Here is a 23,614-nt window from a genome sequence, read left to right as displayed (position 1 = left end):
AAGCATTCAATTTTGTAAGGAATTTTTATGTCTTGTGCCCTGTATTTGCAGCCCGGTAGAGAAAAGTCTCTTAAGCGTAAGCACCCGTGGATTTTCTCCAAAGCAATCAAAAAAATAAAGGGCAAACCAGCCTTAGGGGATACCGTTACAGTATATAGCCACGACGGTCAGTATTTAGCAACCGCGGCATACAGCCCCGACTCACAAATTCGCGCAAGAGTGTGGAGCTTCGATAAAGAAGAGCAAATCGATGCTCAGTTTTTTGTTAAACGCTTACGCAGAGCACTTGATGCCCGCCAGCAAGTTATTGAAGAAGGTGGATTAACTGGCTATCGCTTAAGCGCTGCGGAGTCTGATGGTTTACCTGGTATCACCATTGATAAGTTTGATAATTATCTGGTATGCCAGTTACTCAGCGCAGGTGCAGAGCGTCACAAAGGCGACCTCTTAATGGCACTACGTGAACTCTTCCCCGATTGCCATATTTACGAGCGTTCTGATGTTGATGTACGTAAAAAAGAAGGCCTTGAAAAAACCACTGGTGCATTATGGGGCGACACACCGAGCGAACCCGTTGTTATTGAAGAAAATGGTTTAAAACTTGAAGTAGATATCATCAATGGCCATAAAACGGGTTTTTATCTAGATCAAAGAGATAGCCGCGCAGCATTAGAGCGTTTTGTAAAAGGCAAAGACGTTTTAAACTGTTTTTGCTACACCGGTACATTTGGGCTGTATGCGCTGCGTGGTGGCTGTGAAAAAGTCATTAACGTAGATGTTTCTCAACCCGCATTGGATACGGCAAAGCGTAACGTTGAACACAACAACCTTGACCTATCAAAAGTCGAGTTTGTTAAACAAGACGTGTTTAAGCTGCTGCGCCAGTATCGTGATGAAGGCAAGTTGTTCGACACTATCGTGATGGACCCACCTAAATTTGCAGAAAGCAAAGCACAACTTAATGGTGCTTGCCGTGGTTACAAAGATATCAATATGATAGCCATGCAAATTTTAAAACCTGGTGGCACCCTACTCACCTTTTCTTGCTCAGGATTAATGGAACAAAACCTATTCCAAAAAGTGGTTGCCGATGCCGCCCTTGATGCGGGTAAAGATTTGTTGATAATGGAGCGCTTAAATCAAGCTGCTGACCACCCTATTTCTGGTAACTATCCAGAAGGTTTTTACTTAAAAGGGCTTATTTGTAAGGTTTACTAAGCAATTGAGCATTACTAGGTACGTATTTGTACCTAGTCGCCTTTTCATTTTTATTCGTCTTCTTTTAAGTACATATGTGTTGCCAACCCTCACATTCTGTAACAACTTCTCCTTTGATATAGCTTGTTGCTTTTCCCTACCTCAGTTAACTTTACATTTTAAAACAAAAGTTTAAACCTCCTAATACTACTGAAGTACAATTATCAGGGAAGCTATATGACTCTCTTTCGCTCAGCACTTATTACACTGTGCTTTATCTCACCTTTTGTATCTGCGGATAATGATTTTTTCGATAACGAAATAAAAGCCTATATGAAGGCCAATAACGTACCTGCTATATCAGTAGGGGTTATTGAAAATGGCAAGGTCACGTTTAAACACGGCTATGGTGTTTATAATCGAAATAGTGACCAAGCTATTAAAGACGATAGCTTGTTCCAAATTGGTTCTCAAACCAAAGTGCTCACCAGCATAATTACCTTGGCGTTGATTGATGAGGGTCGATTATCACGCACTAGCAGTGCTGCTGAGCTACTCCCTGACCATTTTCAAGCTATAGAAAAAAACGTTTTAAAAAACATAACAATAGATACATTGCTAAGCCATCGCTCTGGGTTACCCAACTATCCTAGCAACGTAACACGGGTTGATGGCGATGCGATGAAAGGCGGATATAGCGAAGCTCAACTACTAACAGCCCTAAAAACTGTAGAGCTTGATCATCAACCCAATAGCAAATTTGCTTACTCAAATTTTAACTATGCATTATTAGGCTACATTGCAAGCAGAGTGTCTGGAAAAACCTACACGCAACTTGTAAAGCACTATATTAATGATGGCGTTGCTGTTAATGATGTATATGTACAACTGTCACCTCAGCTTCAAAAGCGCCTTGTAACACCCTATCGTAAAGACCAAAGAGATGTTGCAACAAATGCATGGGATATGGGCCTGTTAACACCGCATGGCGGCGCATATGCCTCTATCGATGCCATGCTCGAATTAATGAAAAAGCAACTTATCGCTTATAACAATCATTCAGCAGATAAGCCAACTAGCCCATTATTCTCAAGTCAGGTGGACTATGCAACTGGCTTGTACGATGGGCTGAACTACGGTTATGGCATGTTTTCAGCAACACCTGAACTAGGATTATACCCACAAACCGTTTATTGGCATGGCGGAGACTTAGACGGGTTTGGCAGCGAATATGTGTTTGCTCCACAATCGAATAGCGGAGTCGTTTTACTTACCTCAAGTGGTGGTAGAGAGTTTGTGATGCTTGGTAGGAAACTAATGCGCCATCTACTGGCAAAAGGGAGTGAGCAAAAAAATAATCAATAGTAATTTAGACCATCTGCGTAAACCTGGTTATCGGCACTTCTCACATAACTCTTTACATAGCGCTCAACATAAGGCTATGCGAAGAGTTAAAGTTTTTAATTAAACTGGGTTATTTCCAACCCCAACACATATTGACCATCTTGCTCTTGCGAGCAGCGCACAACATTAGCATGGGCGTTCAGTGGTGGGATAGCCGCACTGGTTGAGTCAATATGTATTTCCATCATGGTATTTGCTTCAACGGGCTCAGTGACTTCTATCGACAACCCTGTTGCACTTAAGTCATGACATTTGCCGTCAAAAGTTAAACCCGACTCTAATATCGTTAACCTAGCCTTTGCGTTAACCATCATACGCATAAACCGTCGTTTGTCTTCGTGCAACATACTACCCCCTTAAACCATTGATTTTAGTTGTTCTAATAAGGATTGAATGGTGAACGGCTTGATCACATAGGCGTCACAGCCCGCTTCATAGCCAGCTTGTTGCTCTTGTTCTGACTCTAATCCAGACACCATTACCACAGGAATATCTTTAGTTTCCGGTGTATTTTTTAACATGCGACATGTGTCATACCCATCAAGGCCTGGCATGCATACGTCTAGCAAAATGGCGTCGGGTCTGTGTGCTATCGCATTGGATAAACAACTTTTTCCCGAATCGGCATAACTAAGCGTAAACGCATCAGACAAAGCCATGCTGAGCATTTCATAGTTAAAATATTCATCATCGACCACCAATACATGGGGCGTGTTATTCCTTTGTTCATGAGTGGACATAGTTGATGTCACTTCCTTTTCAAAATCCAAAAATAGTTCCTATTAATAAGGTAATTGGCTTGGGGTAAATTGCAAGTTAATAAAGCAATTATTCACATTCCTTCAAAGCATTCATTACCCGCTTTGCTGAGATTGGATAAGGTGTGCCAAGGGTTTGCGCAAATAATGATACTCGCAGCTCTTGCTGCATCCAAAAGATATCCATTACATTATCGGGTAAAGGATGCCCTTTTGGAATACGTGACACCACTTTTTGATATGCATCGGCCACTTTTTCGAGTTCGAGCACACATAGCCTATCTCTGTTTGGGTCAACAGGTAGCTTTTCTAAACGCTTTTCTATCGCTTTCATGTAACGTAGCAGGTCAGGCAACTTCGCTGCACCATGAGCACTCACAAAGCCCTTAAAGATAAGCGACTCTAGTTGAGACTTAATATCTCCATGCGCTGTTATCATCGTCAGGTCGACCCTGCCTTTCATGCGCTTGTTAATTGCATGCGCAATACTCAATACCTGTTCAACTTGAGTAGCAATACTGACAACTGCATCACCTAGATCACCTCGGATACGTTCTTTTGCTTGTTCAAACGCTTGCTCATCACGAATATCATTATCATCAGCTAACAATAAGTCAACCCCAGCTGCAATACAGTCGTCGATCAGATCTTGTACTTTACCGAATGGGTTAAAATACAAACCGAGCTTTGCTTTATTTGGTAAGTGTTGTTGTAAATATTTTATTGGTGACGGTACATTTAATAGCACCAAACGGCGTAAGCCCTTTTGATGAGCAACCAAAGCCTTGGTTGGGTTATCGAATAGTTCAATCGCCGTAGAAGACTTTTTATCCACCAGCGCAGGAAACGCCTTTATTTCATAGTTTCCTTGCTTTTTAGTGTATTCTGCCGGCAGTTGCCCAAATTCCCATTGGGTTAAGTCTGTGCGCTCTATGCCTTTTTCAGCTACCTGAGAAAGAGTATCAGATACCTTTCCTTGCAATTGCTCTTTGAGCGTTTGTAGTTCAAAGCCATGAGCAATAACTTGGTTGTTATCACCTATTACTTGAAACTGAATTTTTAAATGTGAGTCAAGCGCAGTTAAGTCCCAGTCTTCAACTTCCACTTTCACGCCAGTCATGCGTAATAAGCGATTGGCTAAAACTTCAAGCAAAGCGCCTTGCATGGGCTCTATTGATGCCAATACCGCATCGGCATAATTGGGCGCTGGTACAAAGTTGCGACGTAAGTTTTTTGGTAAGCTTTTGATCAAACCACAGATCAATTCATGGCGAAATGCCGGCACATGCCAATCAAAACCCTGCTCATCGACTTGGTTTAACAATGCTAATGGAATACTCACTAAAACACCGTCAACGGCTTGCCCTGGTTCAAAGTGATATTCCAGCGGCAACATTAAATTACCTTGCTGCCACACATCGGGGTAATCAAACTCAGTGATCTGTTTAGCATCATGCTGCATCAGCAACTCTTTGCTCATATGCAAAAAGCGCTTATCAGTTTGTTTTTGCTTTTTCCACCAGTGATTGAAGCCCGCACGTGTGCAAACATCTTGTGGAATGCGCTGATCATAGAATTCAAACAAAGTTTGCTCATCAACCAGAATATCGCGACGACGAGCCTTTTGCTCTAGCACATGAATGTCGTCTATTAGCGATTGATTGTGTTGTAAAAACCCTTCATTTTGCCCAAGCTGCTGTGAAATCAATCCTTCTTTGATAAATAATTCTCGACAAAGTTTGGGCTCTATTTGGCTATAAACCGTTCGCTTACGCGCAACAATAATCAACCCAAATAAGGTTTGCTGTTCAAAAGCGATAATACAGCCGGGCTTTTTCTCCCAATGTGGTTCGCTAAAACTGCGTTTAACCACATGCTGCGCTAATGGTGCAATCCAGTTCACATCAATTTTGGCGTTAATGCGCGCATAGAGTTTACTGGTTTCAACCAACTCTGCTGACATCAACCACTTAGGGCTCTTTTTAAACAGGCTTGAACCCGGGAAAATATGAAATTGACTATTACGTGCACCTTTGTAATGCTGCTTTTCATCCTTGGCGCCAATATGACTCAACATACCACTTAACAGCGCTTGGTGAACATTGTCGAGCTCAGCTTGATTATCACTCAACTGCATATTCATTTCCCCGCAGATGGTACTTAACTGATAAACAATATCTTGCCATTCTCGAATACGCATATATGCCAAGAAATCTTTTTGGCATAGCTTTCTAAACTGTGCGCGAGATAATTCTTGTTGCTGTTGTTCGATGTAATACCACAGGTTCAAGAAGGCAACAAAATCTGAATCTGGATGCTCAAATCTAGCGTGCTTCTCATCTGCTGCGCCTCGTTTATCTTGAGGACGCTCTCTAGGGTCTTGAATAGATAAAGCAGCCACGATCACAATCACTTCTCTGAGCGCACCCAGCTTGTCTGCTGTAAAGACCATTTTGGCTAAACGAGGGTCGATAGGTAAACGGCTTAATGTACGCCCTGATTGGGTTAGCTTAGTGCTTTGACGTCGCTTACTTGGATGAACAGCTTCAAGCTCCTCTAACAGCGCTATACCATCATTGATATTACGACTGTCAGGCGCTTGTACGAACGGAAACTCAGTAATATCACCAAGCCCAAGACCGAGCATTTGTAAAATAACTGACGCAAGGTTAGTTCTGAGTATTTCTGGGTCGGTAAACTCAGGGCGTGACAAAAAGTCATCTTCTGAATATAAACGGATACAAATACCCGCTTCAACACGACCACATCGACCCTTACGCTGGTTCGCACTGGCTTGAGAAACAGGCTCTATTGGCAAACGCTGCACTTTAGTACGGTAGCTGTAGCGGCTGATCCTGGCTGTTCCTGGGTCAATGACATAACGAATACCGGGTACCGTTAAAGACGTTTCTGCAACGTTGGTTGATAACACAATACGTCGTTGACTATGTGGTGCAAAAATACGGTTTTGCTCGGCATTAGACAAGCGCGCAAACAAAGGTAACACCTCAACGCCTTTTAGGTTGCGCTTGTCTAGTGCCTCTGCCGTATCACGAATTTCTCGTTCGCCGTTCATAAAAATTAAAATGTCGCCAGGACCTTCAGAACACAACTCATCTACCGCATCAAAAATACCTTGCAATTGATCGCTTTCTGCTTCGCTATCATTACTTGCGGTATCTAAAACAGGCCTATATCTCACTTCAACAGGGTAAGTGCGGCCCGACACTTCGATGATTGGTGCATTGTTAAAATGTTTAGAGAAGCGCTCTGGATCAATGGTTGCTGAGGTAATGATCACTTTAAGATCAGGGCGCTTAGGTAACAAATTTTTAAGATAACCAAGAATAAAATCAATATTCAGACTGCGTTCATGGGCTTCATCGATGATGATGGTATCGTACTGATTTAAATATCTATCTTGCTGAATTTCTGCGAGTAAAATACCGTCAGTCATCAACTTTACATAGGTATTATCAGACACTTGATCGCTAAAACGAATTTTAAAGCCGACTTGTTGACCTAGTTCGCAGTTAAGCTCTTCGGCAATACGGTTAGCGACACTACGTGCGGCTAGCCTCCTTGGCTGAGTATGGCCGATGTAACCATCAACACCTCGGCCTAACTCTAAACAGATCTTCGGGAGCTGAGTGGTTTTACCGGAGCCCGTTTCACCTGCAACAATCACGACCTGGTTGCTTTCAATAGCAGCTTTTATCTCGTCTTTTTTCTGACTGACGGGCAGTTGTTCGGGGTAAGAAACTTGAGGTAAGTGTTCGCTGCGCTGTATTTTAAGTGACTGGCTTTTTTCTATCGCAGCTTTAATTGTGGCAACCACTTTGCCTTGTTTGTTTGCATCAGCAATTTTTTTTGCACCATGCAAACGCTTTTTAAGAATAAACTGATCTTTCTTCAGACAAGACTTCAGCTCAGCAAACAGTGGTCCTACACTCACTACACTACCTATTCATTGTTAAATTTAAGAGCGCGTAGTGTATCAAAAACCGTTCACTGAGCCTATGCTCTAACGCAGAATATCTCGTTGCGCTTGAGCTAATAGTAAATCTACTTTACACATACCTGTGACCAGAGGTATAAGCGTCATGCAAATGCTTATCAATCGCTAACAGCACGTTAGCTCGACTGATCACACCCATTAACCGACCGTCTTCATCTATAACAGGATACACTTTAGGTTTATTTACCGTCATTTTATCTGCTATTTGCACAATACTGTCGTTGGGGCTTACACAAACAGGATTAGCGCTCATAACATCACCAACCACACTGTGTGATTCATTCTGATAGGTGGCTTCTAACATTTTTCTCAAACAGTCTTGCTCTGATAAAAAGCCCACAACGCGCTTATCGCTATCAATAACAGGCCCACCCGATTGCGCGCTTTGTAATAGTTTTTCGACCGCAGACTCGATACGCATTTCAACAGTGAAGGTAACAGGGCGATGATTTAAGTAATCAGCGACTTTAATCGATTGCATAATTATTTGCTCCATATAAAAAACGCCAGCAATTTAACTATAGCTGGCGTGTACGGAATTGCCTGTTTTTTCAATCCTTTTTAAAGATCCCGACATAAGTATTTTGAGTGCTCGATTTACTTGCTCGATACATGCCTTTAGTATTAAATGGCATACTGATATTTCCTTTTGCATCAACAATGATCACCCCGCCCGTGCCGCCAATTGGAGCCAAAACGTCATGTATCACTTCGTTGCCGGCCTGCGTAATGGATTTGTTTTGATACTGCACACGCGCACAAATGTCACTGGCAACACTGTAGCGAATAAAATACTCGCCATGGCCAGTCGCTGAAACAGCACATGAGCGGTTATCAGCGAACGTGCCTGCTCCAATCACAGGAGAGTCTCCTATTCTGCCAAACCGCTTTGCGGTCATTCCACCTGTTGAAGTGCCTGCCGCTAAGTTGCCGTGTTGATCCAATGCAACCGCCCCCACAGTGCCCATTTTATATTGACTAGGGAGAGCTTGATGCGCCGCTTGATAAGACTTTGTGCCTGACTTTTTAGCCTCTAATTTTTGCTTTGCACTTTTTAATGCTTCCAGTCGATGTGGCGTATCAAAGTAATGATTATCAATTAAATCGAATCCCTGACGTTTTGCAAAGTCTTCTGCACCTTCACCACTTAGCAATACATGGACCGAGTCTGTCATTACTTTTCTGGCCAAATTGATAGGGTTTTTAATATGCTTTACCCCAGCTATAGCACCGGCTTGTCGGTCTCGGCCATCCATAATCGATGCATCCAATTCATGCTCTTCATCGTAGGTATACACGGCTCCTTTACCTGCATTAAAAAACGGCGAGTCTTCCAACACATTTATCGCAGTTGTTATAGCGTCTAAGCTTTCACCACCGGCCTCTAGCACGGCATAACCAGCTTCGACCGCTTCTTTTAATTTCGCTCGATACGCCACGTCTTGCTCTTTACTAAAACGACTTTTTTCTATGGTTCCAGCTCCGCCATGAATTGCGATAGCAATAGGTTTAACTGCAAGTTTGTTCTCTTCTGCGTTTTTCGCATAAGCATGACTTGATATAGTAAGACATAACCCGAGTATGGGTACCAACGAATATCTCTGTTTCATTATTTTCTCCCCTCAAAACTTAACCATGCTGGTCAACATAACAACTTGCAATAAAAACGCGACTAAACGTTCAGCCAATAAAAAAGGCACCCGAGGGTGCCTTTTTCTTAATTATTTTGTATCGCCGTTATTAAGCTTCAGCACGCTGTGCTTTTAAACGTGCTAAACGTGCAACTTGGTGTGTTGACGTTAAGAAAGCAAAAATAGGAGCTAAATAGCCACGCTTACGCAGCTCTAGGTAATCTTCATCGCTTAACTCGTTTAGCTTACGCTCATCAACTAGATAAATACCATTGATGTCTTTTTTCTCGCCCTTGATTTCAACAGTAAGAGTTTGTTGAACAAGCAGCTCTTTATCAGCTAAGTGTTTTGTGAACGCTTCAGTTACACGTGAAAACTCGATGAAGTTAACAAGCGCTTCTTTACGACGAGCAAGATATTCAGTTTCTTTACCGCCTTCAAATAGCGCATTACCTTCTTCTTCACCAACTAGTGGGCTGGCTTCATCGATAACAATGCCATATTGATCTTCTTCAGGGTGCTTAACAAGACCAAATGGGTAACGAGTTACCGCTAAAGGTGCAAACCCTGCATTCCATTTGCCGTCTTGAACAAATAGGTTTTCGCCTGGCTCTAAACCAAACATTGCAACCGCTTGAAACTGGCCTGTTTCGTTATTTTTAACGAACGCCATTGGGAACTCTGTTGCTACACGAGCGAACTCATGTGCGACCACTGGGATTAAGTGCTGTGATTTTAAGAAATCAACGTTAATGCCATTTTGTACTTTGATGTTGGCATGCTTCTCGTTGTGTAAAGGCTGCACTTGTTGCTCCGCCATAATACTACTCCATTCATTTACGTAATTATCACTTATGTGGGCCTAAGGCTAAAGGTTTTAGGCACAAATTGGAAGTTAAATATTTATCTCAGTCTATGAGTACGTAACCATCTATTTAAAAAATTAACCTTTACCGATCACGATTGTTTCACCAATAGGCACGATAAAACTTTTTATAGCAATTATTTAGCGTCCATTGATGCGATATTGGTGATAAAACTTCTACCAACGTAGTTCGCCTTGAACACTTCAATGGCACCTCGCTTTTGCATGGTCACAAATACGCTTTTACCATCGTTACCACCAAATGCCACGTTTGTAGGGAACTGACCTTTGAGATTAATTTGCTCAAGCAACTCGCCTGCTGGCGATACCACGGCAACCTTTCCCGCACCATATCGAGCGATATACAAGTTACCCTGAGTATCGGTTCTCATACCATCTAAACCAAAATCGGCAAATTCAATATGAAGCTGCTTGTTAGAAATATTGCCATTTGCCTCCAGATCATAACGCCATACCTTACGCTGCACACTTTCATTGACGTAAAGCCTTTTATTATCTGGACTCACCGCCACACCATTGGTAGTCCCCATATTTGCTTCCATCAAGTCAGTGCTGCCATCAATGCCTATACGCCACAAATTACCGGTGTTAGTTTGCCAATGCGGATCGCTGGCAAACAAAATACCATTATCCATTATTGCCAAATCATTAGGTTGATTCATTTTACTGTTATGTGCATATACACTGAGGTGTTTAGCCACATCAACGTCCTGACTAAGCGCAGCCGCAGATAGGCGCAGAACATTGTGATTGACATAGTCAGCAATAAACATATTGCCTTGCTTATCAAAACGAATGCCATTTCCAATTGAACCATTAGGCAACCGCAACAACGTTTTAGCATGCCCTTGCCCTGTTACAACTCCGATTGTGCCTTCTTGGCCATGGTTAACGGCATACAATCTGCCCTTAGCATCTACCGCCGGGCCTTCTACGCCTTGGGTGAACACGCCATCTTTGATCCAATCTTGTGTTTGAATATTGACGTTTTGTGCGGCTACATTGCACCCTACTAACAGTAACCCTATTAAAGTCAGTTTCATTTTTTTTGTTCTGTGCATGCTAAATATAACTCTCGTAAAGGATAAATGGCTGCAATGACTGTTTCGTCCTGCAAGTTTTGAAGACCCAAAAGCTGACTGTCTAACCTAGGTTGGTAAGTTTGGTCTTGACACACTGTTAACACTTGCTCAGCTGTGAATATAAATTGCTGCAGTTTGTCGGCCAAAAGCTGCTCATCGTTTAATAAAGGGCTTTTTGCTAATAGATGCCTTTTGTTAATAAGTGTTTTTTGCCATTGTTTGAACTGTGTGGCAATAACATCAAGCATAGCCTTATTGCCTGCTATGTATTTCTCTACGCTTGTGCGTATGGCTCGTATGGCCTGACTTTCAACAGCTAAAAAATCCACAAACTTGTTCAAAGGCGCCTGTTGATGATAGGCATTGTTGAGAAATTTAATGTGGTGCCGCGTGTAATAATGGCTGGGCTCGAGCATTTGTGCCATTGTATTGAGCAAATGCAAGGTTTCGGCTTGCTCTTTGTCACTGAGGTTTTTATTAATTAAATGAGTAAAGCCGCTTTGCTGCTGTTTATGATGCGCTAAACCAACCATATTATCTGCATAAGCGCTTATTTTATCTAAACGGACATACATATCCTGAATATCAGTGGTTTCTTTGCTAGACCATAAACGCTCAGCAATTGCGTATAACCTAGGCCAAATACGCAAATCGATATTATCTTGGGTGATCAGCTCACTCCAAATGGTGGCTTCAGCACCTAAGATAAGTGCTTCTTGTGCTTTATCAAGTGATGGTGAAAAGCTCACCGCTTGCGCTTTTAGAAGTTCACTGACCTCAAGTGGATACCGACTATTGCCTATCATGACCGAGCCTGCAGAGCGTGATAAATCAAGCTCAAACGTAAGAGGGCCCATCCAACTATCAAAAGTTGCCATCAAGTGCCGCTTTGCTCCTTTGAAAAAATGCTTAACTTGAGCAACTCGGTGATGCTGATCATTTAACTTGATAAGTGCGTATTGCTCAAAAACCAGCATCTCGCCCTTTACATCACTGCCTTTTAGTCGTTTGACCAAAAATGACTTACTATACTTTGGCTCGGCTGGTGCCTCTCTACCTAATACTTTTTGTGGGTCGTTACGATAGTGATAGCTAGTGTACTGAGGTTGGTCTATATAAAATCCCGTGGATAAAATACCTTGATAGCCATTTTTAGCAGCGCTATATAATGAATCATGTCCACGCCATGACTGTACGACCACATTTTTTGATAAGCGAGGATGCAAAATTTCATCCCATCCCATCATGATACGATCATACTTAGTGACAATTTTTTGCACTCGCGCATTAAAATAACTTTGTAAATCTTGCCCATCGGTAAGCTGGTTGTCAGCCATGAGTTTTTGAATATCATGGCTTTTAAGCCATTGCTCTGGCTCCACTTCATCGCCGCCAATGTGCAGGTATTTATCAGGAAAAATTGCGCTCATTTCAGCAAACAACTTATCAATAAACACATACACTTTGGGATCAGCAATGTTTAATAGCGGCTTAAAAACGCCCCAGTGACGCTGCATTTTATAGTCTTTGTTTAACGTTATAAGCTCAGGGTACGCAACCGCTATGGCACTGGCATGGCCTGGCATACCAAATTCTGGCACTACCCGTATACCAAGTAACGCCGCATAACGGATCACCTCCAACACTTGTGCTTGAGTATAAAAAAGTCCATCTGATGCATTGCTTGTCAGTTTAGGAAATATCTTACTTTGCATGCGCCAGCCTTGATCGTCTGTTAGGTGCCAATGCAGCACATTGAGCTTAGCTGAAGCCATACCACTGAGTTGGCGCTTAACAGTCTCTATGGGCATAAAATGACGAGCGCTGTCTAAAAGCAACCCTCGCCACGCAAAACGTGGGCTATCTTCAATGTTAATATGTGGCAATGTTAGTTGATTGCGCTTATCAACATACGCCAACTGAGAAAGTGTTGCTAAAGCATGCTGCGCACCAAAAACAGTGGCTGCATGAATTGCTATCCCGTTGTTGTTGATTTTCAATTGGTAACGTTCATTTTCGGCAAACTGTGGAACCCGCAAGCTCTGCTCGGCATCATCCACCACAATTGTTAAGTTTGCGTGTTTTTCACTGGATAAAGCCCATGATATTTTTTTGCCTGTTAGGCGACTAAAGTGGCTCATTAGTCTATCGAGTTGAAACTGAGACCTGTGCGTATTAAAACCAACAACCGAAACACTTATGCTGCGAGTTAGCTGTATTGTTCCTTCTTCTTGCTCAATAGACTGCGGCAATGGCATCAATGCCAATTGACTAAATACACTTGCGCTAAACAACATGGCGACCATTAATGTTAGGCACTTTAAATTTATGCGCTTTGGTAACACGTTACGCACCACTGACCTCCTCGCCCAAAAGAGATGGCAATAAATGAGGGGTAATCAAAGCACCATGATGTTGGATAACCTCTGCTGCAACTTTATGAGCAAATTGAGCAGCTCGCTCTATTGCATCATGTGCTAGTAAATCACGCACCAACCACTGCGCTAAAAAACCAGCAGCAAAAGCATCCCCTGCAGCGCAAGTATCCACAATAGATTGTGCATGCAACTGCTCTGGCGCAACGTAAAGAAGCTCATGGCTGTTAGAGGGTTTAATAACGCAAGGCAAAGGGCCTCGACGTATTATAACTAGTTGTTCATTGGTATTTTGATAAACAGTTAGCACTTCATCTAGCGTGTGCTTAGCGTAAATTGCCAGTTCATCCTCAAGGGTTAAAAAAGCGATATTGGCTAAGGCCATCAATGCCAAATAAGCGCTTTGTGGTTTTCGGCCATGCCAAAGTGACGCGCGATAATTGTTGTCAAAAATCACAATCCCCCCTTGCGCCTTAAACCTTTTCAACAGCTCTAGCAAGTAGGTAAGTTGCTCCGAGCACAAAATCGCTAGGCTTATTCCTGATAAGTAAATAGCATCGATGCTTTTAGCATTGAGTGCTTCGCTTAAAGGTTCATGGCTCTTAAAATACGCTCGAGCAGCACTTTGCTCACGCTCAAACTCAAAACTTCTTTCACCATTTTGAGTAAGTTTTATCCAATACTTGCCCATTGTTTTATATTGATGCGTGACGACCAAGTCGCAACCAATGCCCATGTGCGCTAACAACGTTTGAAACTGTTGGCTTTGCGCGTCTTGGCCAATTGCGGTTGCGTATTTTATTTTCGGTTTTGATAAACCAACCGCATTAAGCAATGATACGAGGTACCATGCGGTATTAAATGTATCACCACCAAAATAACTTGTACCATCAGCACGATGTTCCACCATGCATTCGCCAAAAAACACCATTGAATGAATAGATGTCGTCATGAGATTACCTGCTGCTGTGTCGTATCTTTCACGTCGCTTTTGCCCAACAAACTCACCACAACCCCAAGCACCAGGGCACTCAAAAGCGCTGGAATTATCGGGTTACCAAAATAATTAAGCCAAGCGCTATTGGCACTCACAATGACCGCAGCGACGCTGCCACCGAGCAAGGTTGCCAAACTGCCTTGCCATGTGTAACCAGACCAAAATCTGCCAAGTAAACCCATAATGCACAGGCCCGCTAACACAACTGACACCATTTTAGTGATATAGCCGATGATGTCGTTAGACAGCAGCGCCAATATCAGTGCCGTAAACACCGTTGCTAACATAGCGAGTCGAGAAGAAAGCAATTGTTTTTCAGCGGCTATATCAGCTTTTCTTAGCCATCTAAAAATATCACTCACTAGAACACTTACCCCCGCAATGGCGTCAGAGCTGGCACTGGAAAGCGTTGCAGAAATACCGGCAAGTAGAATAAAACCTCCCACAGCCACAGGTAACGTATTCAATGCAATGTAAGGAAAGGCAAAAGCCGGGTTGTTCAGCTGATCATTAAGCAAATATGCGCAGATCCCAATCACCGCAGGGATCAAAGAAAACCCTAAATAGAGTACACCTGAGATAACAAACGACACTCTGATGCTTTTTACGCTGTGCGCAGAGTAAATGCGCTGTCTAAATGAAGGTGTTGCAAGTACCCCGACTAAAATCGCCAAAGACATAGAAAACGCGGGGAGTAAACCAATGCTTTGATAAGACAACAAGCCGTTACTGGCAGCTATTTTGTTATCATCTAATGCCTGCCAGCCACCGATAAAATCTATCGCAAAATAGGCCATCAGCAAAAAGCCCACAAATAAAATAATGGCTTGAATAGAATCCGTCCAAACAACCGCTGAGTAGCCCCCTAACGAGACGTAAATAGCCAACCCTATTCCAATTAATAACTTAGCACTCGTTTCATCAAGACCAGTTAGCCATGATAAATACATGCCCCCTCCTATCAGGTGCGCGCCCAGCCAACCAATACTGGCTGCATAGATCAAAACAGCCAATAACTTTTTTACAATTGCTTTGTTGCCAACATAGCTTGCAAGCTCCTCACTCATGGTTGCAAACGCTTGCTTGCGAGCCGGTGCAAAAAGCCAAGCTAGCAATAAAATCCCAAGTGCCCCACCAATACCATAAAGTGCCCCCGCCCATGCATGTTGATAGGCAAACCCAACGGCCCCCATCGACGACCCGGTGCCAACCATGGTTGCCACCGTAGTACCTAAAGTGAGTAATAGAGGCACTTTACGACCAGCCAATAAAAAATCGTCGCTGGAGCGTTGCCAGCGAGAAACAGACCAACTTACAGCAACCATAGCAAGCAGATAGACAACAAATGCTAGTAAGTAAATTAATTGACTCTCAGACATACTTCCTCCCATACACGCGTATCTAAGCTCAGGTTATTCGCCCTTATAGCACGTCACGTCAACCTCAACTTTACACTCAACAACCAACTCAGCCACCATGCAGATCCGCGCTGGGGGATGTGCACCAAAAAACTCAGCAAACACTTTGTTAAACGATTGAAAATATCGCGCATCGGTTAAGATCACAGATACATGCGTCACATGTTCAAGGCCGTAGCCTGCCTCTTCCATAATGGCAATACAGTTATTGATGGCCAGTCGTGACTGCTCTACGATACCGCCTTCTACTATTTCACCATCTCGCATGGGCGTTTGCCCAGAGACTTTAAGCCAGCCCCCCGCTTCAACCGCTCTTGAAAACGGTAAATGCTGCCCGCCTGTGCCCGTGCCACCCTCTGCACCAATTCGCTTTATTGTCATATTAACCTCATGATTTATATTTAATTATTTTTAGATGTTCTATTTAAAAACCGTCCCGCTCGGCCATAGTCAACAACTGATGTAAGATCTGCATCGCCAACATAGCTGAGCTTGCCGTTAACCCACACGCGCTCTATGCCAATTGCGGGTAAATGGGGTTGGCTGTAGGTAGCCTGATCGCACACCGTTGTTGGGTCAAATAACACCAGATCGGCAAAATTACCCACTTTTATTTGTCCACGTTTTTCAAGCTTAAACTGCTTTGCTGGCAGCGCTGTCATTTTATGTATTGCTAAAGCCAAAGGCAGAGTTTGTTCAGTTTTGCTGTAGTGCCCCAATACTCTAGGAAAAGTCCCCCATAACCTAGGATGAGGATGCGGGTCGCAAGGCAATCCATCAGAGCCAATCATGCTATGCTCATAACTAAGAAATTGCTTCACATCATCTTCTAGCATGCAATGATACACAGCCCCCGCCGGTTGCAATTTTTTAGCAGCATCAATTAATGGCACCCCCCATTTTGCTGCGACTTCTTGTAAGTTTTGCTGCGCCATTTCGGGGTGAGACTCAGACCACGTAATAAAAATATCCGTCTCTGGCGTTACTTGATTAAGGTCTAACGTGCTTGAACTGGCCGCATAAGGGTAACAATCGCAGCCAATGTTTTGATGTTCACGCTGCTTTTCAAGGTGAGACAACACCTCAGGCGCACGCCCCCAATTTTCTTTGCCAGCACACTTTATGTGCGAGATTACTAATGGCACGGCAGCGTATTGCGCCGTTGCAAACGCCTCATCCATGGCATCTAAAATACCGTGAAACTCTGTGCGCAAGTGGGTGGTATATATCCCTCCAAAAGGCTCAATTATCTCAGCCAACGCATTCACTTCATCGATGCTCGATCCTTTGGCATTGTGATAAGCAAGTCCTGAGCTTAAACCTAGCGCACCTTGCTCCATTGCCTTACTTAGCAAGGCTTTCATTTGTGCAATTTCATCTGCGTTTGCCGGTTGCGACAAGTCCGCAACGACCTGTGCGCGTAAGCTGGTGTGGCCAACTAACATCGCCAAATTAACACTCGGAGCAGACAACGCAAAAGCGCGTTTATAATCCGCAAGCTCAGGGTAAATTAACTGCTCTTTTGTACCTAGCAAATTTATCGGGTCAACCGGTGAGCTGGCTTGATGATAAGGCGCAGCGCTAATTCCGCAGTTGCCTGCGATCACCGTTGTAACACCTTGACTAATTTTACTGAGCATATGGGGGCTGCGAAACACCTCCAGATCATCATGAGTATGTACATCAATAAATCCAGGTGCTAACACGAGCCCCGTTGCGTCGTAGTTTTGTTGCGCTTCAAACTGCCTACAGTCACCCACAGCCACAATTACATCGTTTTTAATGGCAACATCTACTATTTGTGGTTGCTCTGTCGGCCATTGATACATAGTTGCATTTTTTATAATACAATCAACATACATACTCATTCCCACAGCTAATCTCCTAACGGAAAACGTTTATCGGCAGGTGGCGTATTCGCGCTCTTATCTCGGTGCTGATCCAATTGTACTTTTAAGCGCCTGAGTTTTTCTTTGGAGCGTTTTTGATTACGCATTGCTACCTCACTGGAGAGAATATCCACTGCTGCCATCATCGCATAACGTGCTGCGCTGGGCTTAAAGATATAGTCGCTTTCTTGAGTTTTAATCGGTAGATGAAAGTCTACCATTTGTGCCAACTCACTCTGTGGGCAGATTGCAACAAGCTGTGCCCCGTATTCTTTTGCGATACGCGCCGCTTCCATCACATCAGGAGAAACACCACTGAGTGATAAACAGATCACCACATCATTTTTATTCACCGTGGCTGCAGCCATACGCATCATCATCGGATCTGAGTGTGCGTTACTTAACACATCCAAGCGGAACAAGCGATTTTGACACTCTTGTGCCATCATGCTGCTCCCGCCCCCTACACCAAATATCAAGCAGTGGCGAGTATCGCAAATAGCAGCGCCGGCAAGCTCAACAACATGCTCCTCTATCAATCCTGCATTGAGCGCGAGGATCTCTTGAATAGAAGCATACACATGAGAGATTTTTTCTTTGTCCACTAACTCAGGATTATTAAACCGCTCACCAATGGCAGCAGACTGAGTCAGCTGGAACTTTAAGTCGCGTACATTTTCGCAACCTAAAGTGCGCGCTAACCGTGTAATACTGGCATGACTTACTTGCGCTTTTTCTGCTAATTCGCTAATTGAAGCACTGGCTGCGAAGTTCAACTGAGCAATGATAAGTCGTGCAACCTTTTCCTCTGATGGACTGAAGTGACCCAGCCCCTCTTTAATTTTACTGATAATATCCAAAGCGTTGTCTCAATTAAAAATGTGTCATAATGGTTTTAGTGATAACCCAATCGCGCTCGACAATGCCAATTTGTTTCCATTTATCAAACGTTAAGCACGGGTGAGAAGTAGAAAAACATATCATATCGCCGACTTTTAGTACGTGATCAGGCGACAAACGCAGCATGGCATGCTGATCCATTATCTTTTCTAAACAGAAACCATCCGCTAAGCTTTGTAATTGCTTACTGTGAGGCTCGTAGTGCAGTTCTGGTTTTGGTAACCCGGCATCAAAAGCCACATCGCGTTTACCCATACCAACGATTGCAAGCCCTGGCTCTGGTACCGATGTTACATAGGCCCAAATATACAAACTTGAGATAAGTTCACCATCAATAGCGCAAGCCACTTCACTGCGATCTAACACCGCTTGCTGCGCATCTTGATATATGCCTGTATCGTGAATTAAATAACATCCAGGGCGAATAACGAACTTAAACTCATTCGCGTGCGAACTTTGTCGCATCACCTTGGTCACAACGTCGTACCACGCGGAGCCTGCACCACTGACAATCGGCTTTACACAGGCAAATACCCCTTGTTGATGCAACTGCTGCGCTTGCGCTACAACGCTTTCAACAAAGCGCTCTACCTCTCGCGCAGCATGTTCACCACCTATTACCCCTTCGTAAAATCCTAACCCCATCACTTGAAGGCTGGGGTACGCTTGGCAAGTGTTAAGCAGCTGTGTTAATGCGCTAGGTGTGCGCACTCCACAGCGACCACCTAGCACCCCTACTTCTATCAGTAAGTTAACTTTAAGCCCTTGCTGGTCAAAAAAACCTCCTAAAGCCTTCGCGTTATCTATTGAATCTACAAAGAAAAATAACTCTAACGAAGTAGACTTAAGTAGCTTGGCGATTAACTCAAAGTGATAACGACCCACTAATTGGTTGGCCAAAATAACCCGCTTAATGCCTGCGTCAACCGCACAAATTAATTGCGGTACTGTTGCTACCGTAATCGCCCATGCACCTGCATCTTTTTGATATTTAAACAACGCGGGCGACATTGTGGTTTTACCGTGCGGCGCTAGTAATACATTATTTTGCTCAGCAAACTGCGCCATCCACTGTGCATTTTGCTTCACTGCATCTTGGCGTATTACAGCCACAGGCAAACTCACTTGCTCAGCTAAGATATCCCAACCTTGTGACTCAAACTGCTGAAAGTCACCAGAGCCTTTTAAAAATTCGGCCATAACCCTTCCATTCCTTGTTTGTTAGATAGACATAAATAGGTAAACGCATATGAATAAAGACATCAACTTTAAATAGCTTTAAACCACCAGCGTATTGGTTATGCCAGTACGCTGGGGCTTTTCGGATGCTAGTTTGCTAATACTAGAATGTAGCGCGAACACTCAAAGCAAACCGCCTGTCGGTAGTAAAGTTAAGAGCTTGCGTTCGCGTACCGGCTTGGTTCATTTGATATTCGGTTTGTGTTTCCGTATCAAGCAAGTTACTTGCTTCAAAACCCACTTTCCAATTATCGTTAATCGTGTAGTAAACGCTCGCATCCATCATGCCAGATGCTTTTGCATAAGCAGGTACATACTCTTCAGACTCTCGTAATGTTAGTAAGTATTCTGAGCGCCACGTATAAGCTAACCGCAAAGATATTGCCTCATACTCATACATACCGATGATGTTGAAGTTTTTATCTGAATAACCTTGTAATGGTAAGCCACTAAACACCCGGAAGGTATTACGATTGTCATTCAATGGGTTCCCATTTTCATCAAACCCTAGTGTGCCTGCTGATACTTCATTCGGGTCTTCAAGGCCGTCTTGGTCGATGTATGTAAAATTAAACTGTAACCCTAGCCCACTCCAAGCACCCGGCAACATGTCGTAAAATTGTGAATATGAGAACTCCGCGCCACGTATAGTTCCTGATCCGGTGTTATCAGGGCCATAGGCTGAAATATCATATTTTTCGCTGCCGTAAGTCACGTCTAAATCAAAGGCTTTATCACGTATGATATTGTCTAGCTTTTTGTGGAATAAACCGACGGTGATATAACCTGCATCAGCAAAATACCACTCTGTACTCAAGTCGAGGTTGATTGCTTCTTCAGGCTCAATATAGGGATTGCCAGATAATGCGGTCAATTCGATATCATCCAGGCCAACGACTGGGTTAACCTCTTCATCATAATCAGCACCCGGCGTTTGTAAGCGCCCAACGTAATCTAAGTTAATGATATTGATATTTCTAGCATCAACTAAGCTTGGATAATACAGTGCCTTAGACGCGCCAAAACGAACCACGACATCTTCCGTTACTCCCAAGCTCACATTAAGACTTGGTAACACAGTTGAATAGTCCGTACCATCTACCGTACTCAGCTCAGATTTACCACCAGCAATGTCATAATAGCGCTTGTATTCGGCTTGTTGCATCACGTTATTTAGAGATCCACCTTCATCCCCTCGCTTACTTTCAGGTGGCTGAACCAAGGCACCCGTAGACTCTAGCTGATAATTCACATAGCGCAGGCCCAGGTTACCGACCACCGGCATACCTTGCCATTCAAAGTCAAAATCGCCTCGGACATAAAGCTCAGTGCGTTTTTCATTGGTTGAACTGATATTATGCGCTGCAAAAGGCCCATCTACTCGATTTGGTTTATCTTCATATGGAACATATGTGCCCGTACATACGCCGTTATTTTCGGCACTGCGTGTGGCATTATGCCACCCGTCTTTACAACCTTGACGTAATGACTGGGCATAGTTTCTTACTAAGTCCATTTTCGGAAACAAAAAGTTATTAACGTTACCTTGTAATACATCGCCGTGGTAGTAATCAGCAAAGTCCACTCGCTCAAATAACTCCGGTCGATTTATAGCCGCAGCCGCATTTCTATCGTCTTGATTCCAAGGTGTGCCGATAGCAGACCACCCTTCGTAAGCTGTATCACGCACTGTTAAGTCTTTGTCAGACAAGTAAGCCCCTGCACTGACGCTGGTAAAACTACCATCTAGCTCATATTTCAAGTCAAGCTTAAAGCTATCAGACTCTGCACTGTTACGCTCGACTTGTTCCATTCCGCTACCAAGGAACACATTCGGCACTGGGCCATTCCAGTCTTCATTAGGTGACCAGCCAGCGGTGAGAATGTTATCGCTTAAAAATTTCACCGTTGGGCGATCGCCACGCATATCGAGGTAATACGGAGAAACAACGTGAACGTGGTTACCACGGGTTTGACCCGACATACTGTAGTTTTCAACTTCTTTATCTGAGCTAACATGTTGATAATCTAAATCAACAGTCAGCCTATCAACAGGCTTAATGGTTAACTTAAAAGACGTATCATCAACGGTGTTTTCATTGTAATTCCATCGACTACGGTAGAAAAATGGCGTCTCTGGTGACACACCAAGTGCAATACCGGAAGTCACAAAACCGTTTTCAGCTGTCAGTGGGTAACCATTTTCGGGATCATCTCCCCACCACTGGGATGATCCCATAAAACCTTTAAAACCTTGCGCAGCTTGACCAATTTGACGCTCATTCCACTCCAAAGACGCTTTAGAATGAATATGCTCAAGCGTTGCGACAATGGTTTCATCGCTATTCGCCCACTGCAATGACGACGTCACACCCGAGCGTTTACGTTCGTTCGTCGCCGTACTCATGTGAATCGCCACAGGTACGTGCCATACACTTCCCTCTGGCTGCCCTGGTAAAGCGGGGCCATCTACCGGCGAGGACGGGTCAACGCCTGTAACGCCCCCCCATTGATCTAAGGTTGGAACAAAAGAATCACCACGAGAGTGGAAGTTACCTAAACCAACCCCATCTCCACGAGTTTGATATTCGGATTGTGACGCTGCAATTAAAAAACCAAACTTACCAGCGCTGGTTTGCCAGTTATCAGCAAATAGGGCCGAGAATGACGGCGTCACTTCTTCTCTAAAGTCACCATAATTAGCTTTAGCATTAAAAGAAATAATGCGTTCATCAGAGTCGAATGGCTTTCGTGTGATCAAATTAACGGTGCCAGAAATACCACCGGAGATAAGATCAGCTGTCTGGTTTTTAACCACTTCAACCGCCCCTAATAACTCCGCAGGAAAATCTTCGTAGCTTAAGCCACCTGATGGATTGGCACTAAATGCATCGCGGCCATTAACCTCTGAACGCACGCGGTCTAAACCACGCACTAACACCCCAGTTCCCTCATCCGCATAATGCTTAGGGTCATCTGATGACGCAAAACGCTCAATGGTCACACCCGGCACACGCTGAAGCGCTTCAGTGACCGATTTGTCTGGCAGTGCACCAATATCAGATGCCGTTATGACATCTTTCACTGTGTCTGCGTAGCGTTTAATATTTTGTGCGCTGTTTATACTGCCACGTATACCCGTTACTTCAATTACTTCAACTTTCTCATTGTTTTCGCCCGCATTGACATCGCTGTCATTTGAGCTCAACTCTTGCGCCGTGAGCAAGAAAGGACTTATCCCCATCATTGCTGAAGCAATTGCGATGCTTAACTTTGTCCGCTTCGATTTCTGTAAAGCGTGATCGGCCACTTTTTTAGACATATTCGTTCCCTTATTCTTATATTCAACCCAGAGGATTCATTACCAAAAATACTAATGTGTAAATAGCTTCTTCACTCGGCAGAGAGATTGTGCAAACTTTAAAACAACCTTAAATGTTACTTAATAACAAAAGAAGCAACGCATCACTGTTACTTTTTAACATATCGGAGTGAAAAGTAAACAGTTTTCTGCAAAGAATTATTTTAAAAAAATATAAGTTCATAATATTCAATAGTATGCATTTTTTCTCTATGTGTTTATTACACATCAAAAGTAGCTCTTTTAATATCGTTTGGGATGTTCAATCACAGATCTCAATATTGAAAAATTGAGTTTGTAAAAATCGACGTTCAAAAGAATACTAAAGGCAGGCAGTAATTTGATGAATTCATCAGGGGAACTTAAACTAACTAACAAAGTTTGTTAGATACATTGGCCGAAAAGTAACAGATGAGTGGCCATTATGAACCGTAAATTTACTCTTTGTGATAAGTAACA

Annotated in this window: 17 protein-coding genes; 2 read left to right on the top strand and 15 right to left on the bottom strand. The window is 43.4% G+C overall.

Annotated features, from left to right (window positions below; all coding sequences use genetic code 11):
* Positions 1-27: 27 nt before the first annotated feature.
* Together GDK41_RS06155 and GDK41_RS06150 are read left to right on the top strand one after the other, a co-directional pair.
* Positions 28-1,218, top strand: coding sequence for a class I SAM-dependent methyltransferase (locus tag GDK41_RS06155; protein WP_152085583.1), 1,191 nt, complete (start codon positions 28-30; stop codon positions 1,216-1,218).
* Positions 1,219-1,434: 216 nt separating this feature from the next.
* Complete coding sequence (locus GDK41_RS06150) at positions 1,435-2,562, top strand: serine hydrolase domain-containing protein (protein ID WP_152085582.1); 1,128 nt, start codon at positions 1,435-1,437, stop codon at positions 2,560-2,562.
* Between the two features lie 95 nt (positions 2,563-2,657).
* Here GDK41_RS06150 and GDK41_RS06145 read toward each other — a convergent pair whose 3' ends face one another.
* The 15 genes from GDK41_RS06145 to GDK41_RS06075 all read right to left on the bottom strand — a co-directional run bounded on the left by GDK41_RS06145 (position 2,658) and on the right by GDK41_RS06075 (position 23,116).
* The gene (locus GDK41_RS06145) at positions 2,658-2,948 is read right to left on the bottom strand and encodes a PilZ domain-containing protein (RefSeq protein ID WP_152085581.1); all 291 of its coding nucleotides are present in this window, start codon (positions 2,946-2,948) and stop codon (positions 2,658-2,660) included.
* A 9-nt stretch (positions 2,949-2,957) separates the two neighbouring features.
* A complete protein-coding gene (locus GDK41_RS06140; protein WP_152087525.1) occupies positions 2,958-3,341 on the bottom strand; it encodes a response regulator in 384 nt (127 codons plus the stop codon).
* Between the two features lie 88 nt (positions 3,342-3,429).
* Complete coding sequence (gene hrpA, locus GDK41_RS06135) at positions 3,430-7,314, bottom strand: ATP-dependent RNA helicase HrpA (RefSeq protein WP_152085580.1); 3,885 nt, start codon at positions 7,312-7,314, stop codon at positions 3,430-3,432.
* Positions 7,315-7,429: 115 nt separating this feature from the next.
* Positions 7,430-7,858, bottom strand: coding sequence for a CBS domain-containing protein (locus GDK41_RS06130; RefSeq protein ID WP_152085579.1), 429 nt, complete (start codon positions 7,856-7,858; stop codon positions 7,430-7,432).
* Between the two features lie 70 nt (positions 7,859-7,928).
* Positions 7,929-8,987: an isoaspartyl peptidase/L-asparaginase family protein gene (locus GDK41_RS06125; protein WP_152085578.1), complete on the bottom strand. Its 1,059-nt coding sequence runs from the start codon at positions 8,985-8,987 to the stop codon at positions 7,929-7,931.
* Between the two features lie 130 nt (positions 8,988-9,117).
* Positions 9,118-9,828, bottom strand: coding sequence for a SapC family protein (locus GDK41_RS06120; protein WP_152085577.1), 711 nt, complete (start codon positions 9,826-9,828; stop codon positions 9,118-9,120).
* 182 nt (positions 9,829-10,010) lie between these two features.
* Positions 10,011-10,937 carry an SMP-30/gluconolactonase/LRE family protein gene (locus GDK41_RS06115; protein ID WP_152085576.1) on the bottom strand — a complete coding sequence of 309 codons (927 nt, stop codon included), beginning with the start codon at positions 10,935-10,937 and terminating at the stop codon, positions 10,011-10,013.
* The gene (locus GDK41_RS06110; protein WP_232056532.1) at positions 10,934-13,330 is read right to left on the bottom strand and encodes a beta-N-acetylhexosaminidase; all 2,397 of its coding nucleotides are present in this window, start codon (positions 13,328-13,330) and stop codon (positions 10,934-10,936) included. Before GDK41_RS06110 ends, GDK41_RS06115 begins: the two co-directional genes overlap by 4 nt.
* Entirely contained in the window at positions 13,323-14,303 is a 981-nt protein-coding gene (locus GDK41_RS06105; protein WP_152085575.1) for a sugar kinase, read from the bottom strand. The genes GDK41_RS06110 and GDK41_RS06105 overlap by 8 nt, the downstream gene beginning before the upstream one ends.
* The gene (locus tag GDK41_RS06100; protein ID WP_152085574.1) at positions 14,300-15,727 is read right to left on the bottom strand and encodes a sodium:solute symporter family protein; all 1,428 of its coding nucleotides are present in this window, start codon (positions 15,725-15,727) and stop codon (positions 14,300-14,302) included. The genes GDK41_RS06105 and GDK41_RS06100 overlap by 4 nt, the downstream gene beginning before the upstream one ends.
* Positions 15,728-15,760: 33 nt before the next feature.
* Positions 15,761-16,147: a RidA family protein gene (locus GDK41_RS06095; RefSeq protein WP_152085573.1), complete on the bottom strand. Its 387-nt coding sequence runs from the start codon at positions 16,145-16,147 to the stop codon at positions 15,761-15,763.
* Between the two features lie 20 nt (positions 16,148-16,167).
* Positions 16,168-17,634, bottom strand: a complete 1,467-nt coding sequence (locus tag GDK41_RS06090; protein WP_197739498.1) for an N-acyl-D-amino-acid deacylase family protein — start codon at positions 17,632-17,634, stop codon at positions 16,168-16,170.
* A gap of 8 nt (positions 17,635-17,642) precedes the next feature.
* The gene (locus GDK41_RS06085; protein WP_152085572.1) at positions 17,643-18,515 is read right to left on the bottom strand and encodes a MurR/RpiR family transcriptional regulator; all 873 of its coding nucleotides are present in this window, start codon (positions 18,513-18,515) and stop codon (positions 17,643-17,645) included.
* A gap of 13 nt (positions 18,516-18,528) precedes the next feature.
* Complete coding sequence (locus GDK41_RS06080; RefSeq protein ID WP_152085571.1) at positions 18,529-19,755, bottom strand: alanine racemase; 1,227 nt, start codon at positions 19,753-19,755, stop codon at positions 18,529-18,531.
* A 142-nt stretch (positions 19,756-19,897) separates the two neighbouring features.
* Complete coding sequence (locus tag GDK41_RS06075) at positions 19,898-23,116, bottom strand: TonB-dependent receptor (RefSeq protein ID WP_152085570.1); 3,219 nt, start codon at positions 23,114-23,116, stop codon at positions 19,898-19,900.
* Positions 23,117-23,614: the final 498 nt, after the last annotated feature.

Origin of the sequence: Pseudoalteromonas sp. A25, from assembly GCF_009176705.1 — a bacterium.
GTDB lineage: Bacteria > Pseudomonadota > Gammaproteobacteria > Enterobacterales > Alteromonadaceae > Pseudoalteromonas.
Note: the sequence above shows the minus strand (reverse complement) of the source record. Positions and strands in the feature narration are given on the sequence as shown.

Coding starts and splice junctions, on each gene's coding strand:
- GDK41_RS06155 (WP_152085583.1), top strand. CDS start 28: ATGTCTTGTGCCCTGTATTTGCAGCCCGGTAGAGAAAAGTCTCTTAAG.
- GDK41_RS06150 (WP_152085582.1), top strand. CDS start 1,435: ATGACTCTCTTTCGCTCAGCACTTATTACACTGTGCTTTATCTCACCT.
- GDK41_RS06145 (WP_152085581.1), bottom strand. CDS start 2,948: ATGTTGCACGAAGACAAACGACGGTTTATGCGTATGATGGTTAACGCA.
- GDK41_RS06140 (WP_152087525.1), bottom strand. CDS start 3,341: ATGTCCACTCATGAACAAAGGAATAACACGCCCCATGTATTGGTGGTC.
- GDK41_RS06130 (WP_152085579.1), bottom strand. CDS start 7,858: ATGCAATCGATTAAAGTCGCTGATTACTTAAATCATCGCCCTGTTACC.
- GDK41_RS06125 (WP_152085578.1), bottom strand. CDS start 8,987: ATGAAACAGAGATATTCGTTGGTACCCATACTCGGGTTATGTCTTACT.
- GDK41_RS06120 (WP_152085577.1), bottom strand. CDS start 9,828: ATGGCGGAGCAACAAGTGCAGCCTTTACACAACGAGAAGCATGCCAAC.
- GDK41_RS06115 (WP_152085576.1), bottom strand. CDS start 10,937: ATGAAACTGACTTTAATAGGGTTACTGTTAGTAGGGTGCAATGTAGCC.
- GDK41_RS06105 (WP_152085575.1), bottom strand. CDS start 14,303: ATGACGACATCTATTCATTCAATGGTGTTTTTTGGCGAATGCATGGTG.
- GDK41_RS06100 (WP_152085574.1), bottom strand. CDS start 15,727: ATGTCTGAGAGTCAATTAATTTACTTACTAGCATTTGTTGTCTATCTG.
- GDK41_RS06095 (WP_152085573.1), bottom strand. CDS start 16,147: ATGACAATAAAGCGAATTGGTGCAGAGGGTGGCACGGGCACAGGCGGG.
- GDK41_RS06090 (WP_197739498.1), bottom strand. CDS start 17,634: ATGAGTATGTATGTTGATTGTATTATAAAAAATGCAACTATGTATCAA.
- GDK41_RS06080 (WP_152085571.1), bottom strand. CDS start 19,755: ATGGCCGAATTTTTAAAAGGCTCTGGTGACTTTCAGCAGTTTGAGTCA.
- GDK41_RS06075 (WP_152085570.1), bottom strand. CDS start 23,116: ATGTCTAAAAAAGTGGCCGATCACGCTTTACAGAAATCGAAGCGGACA.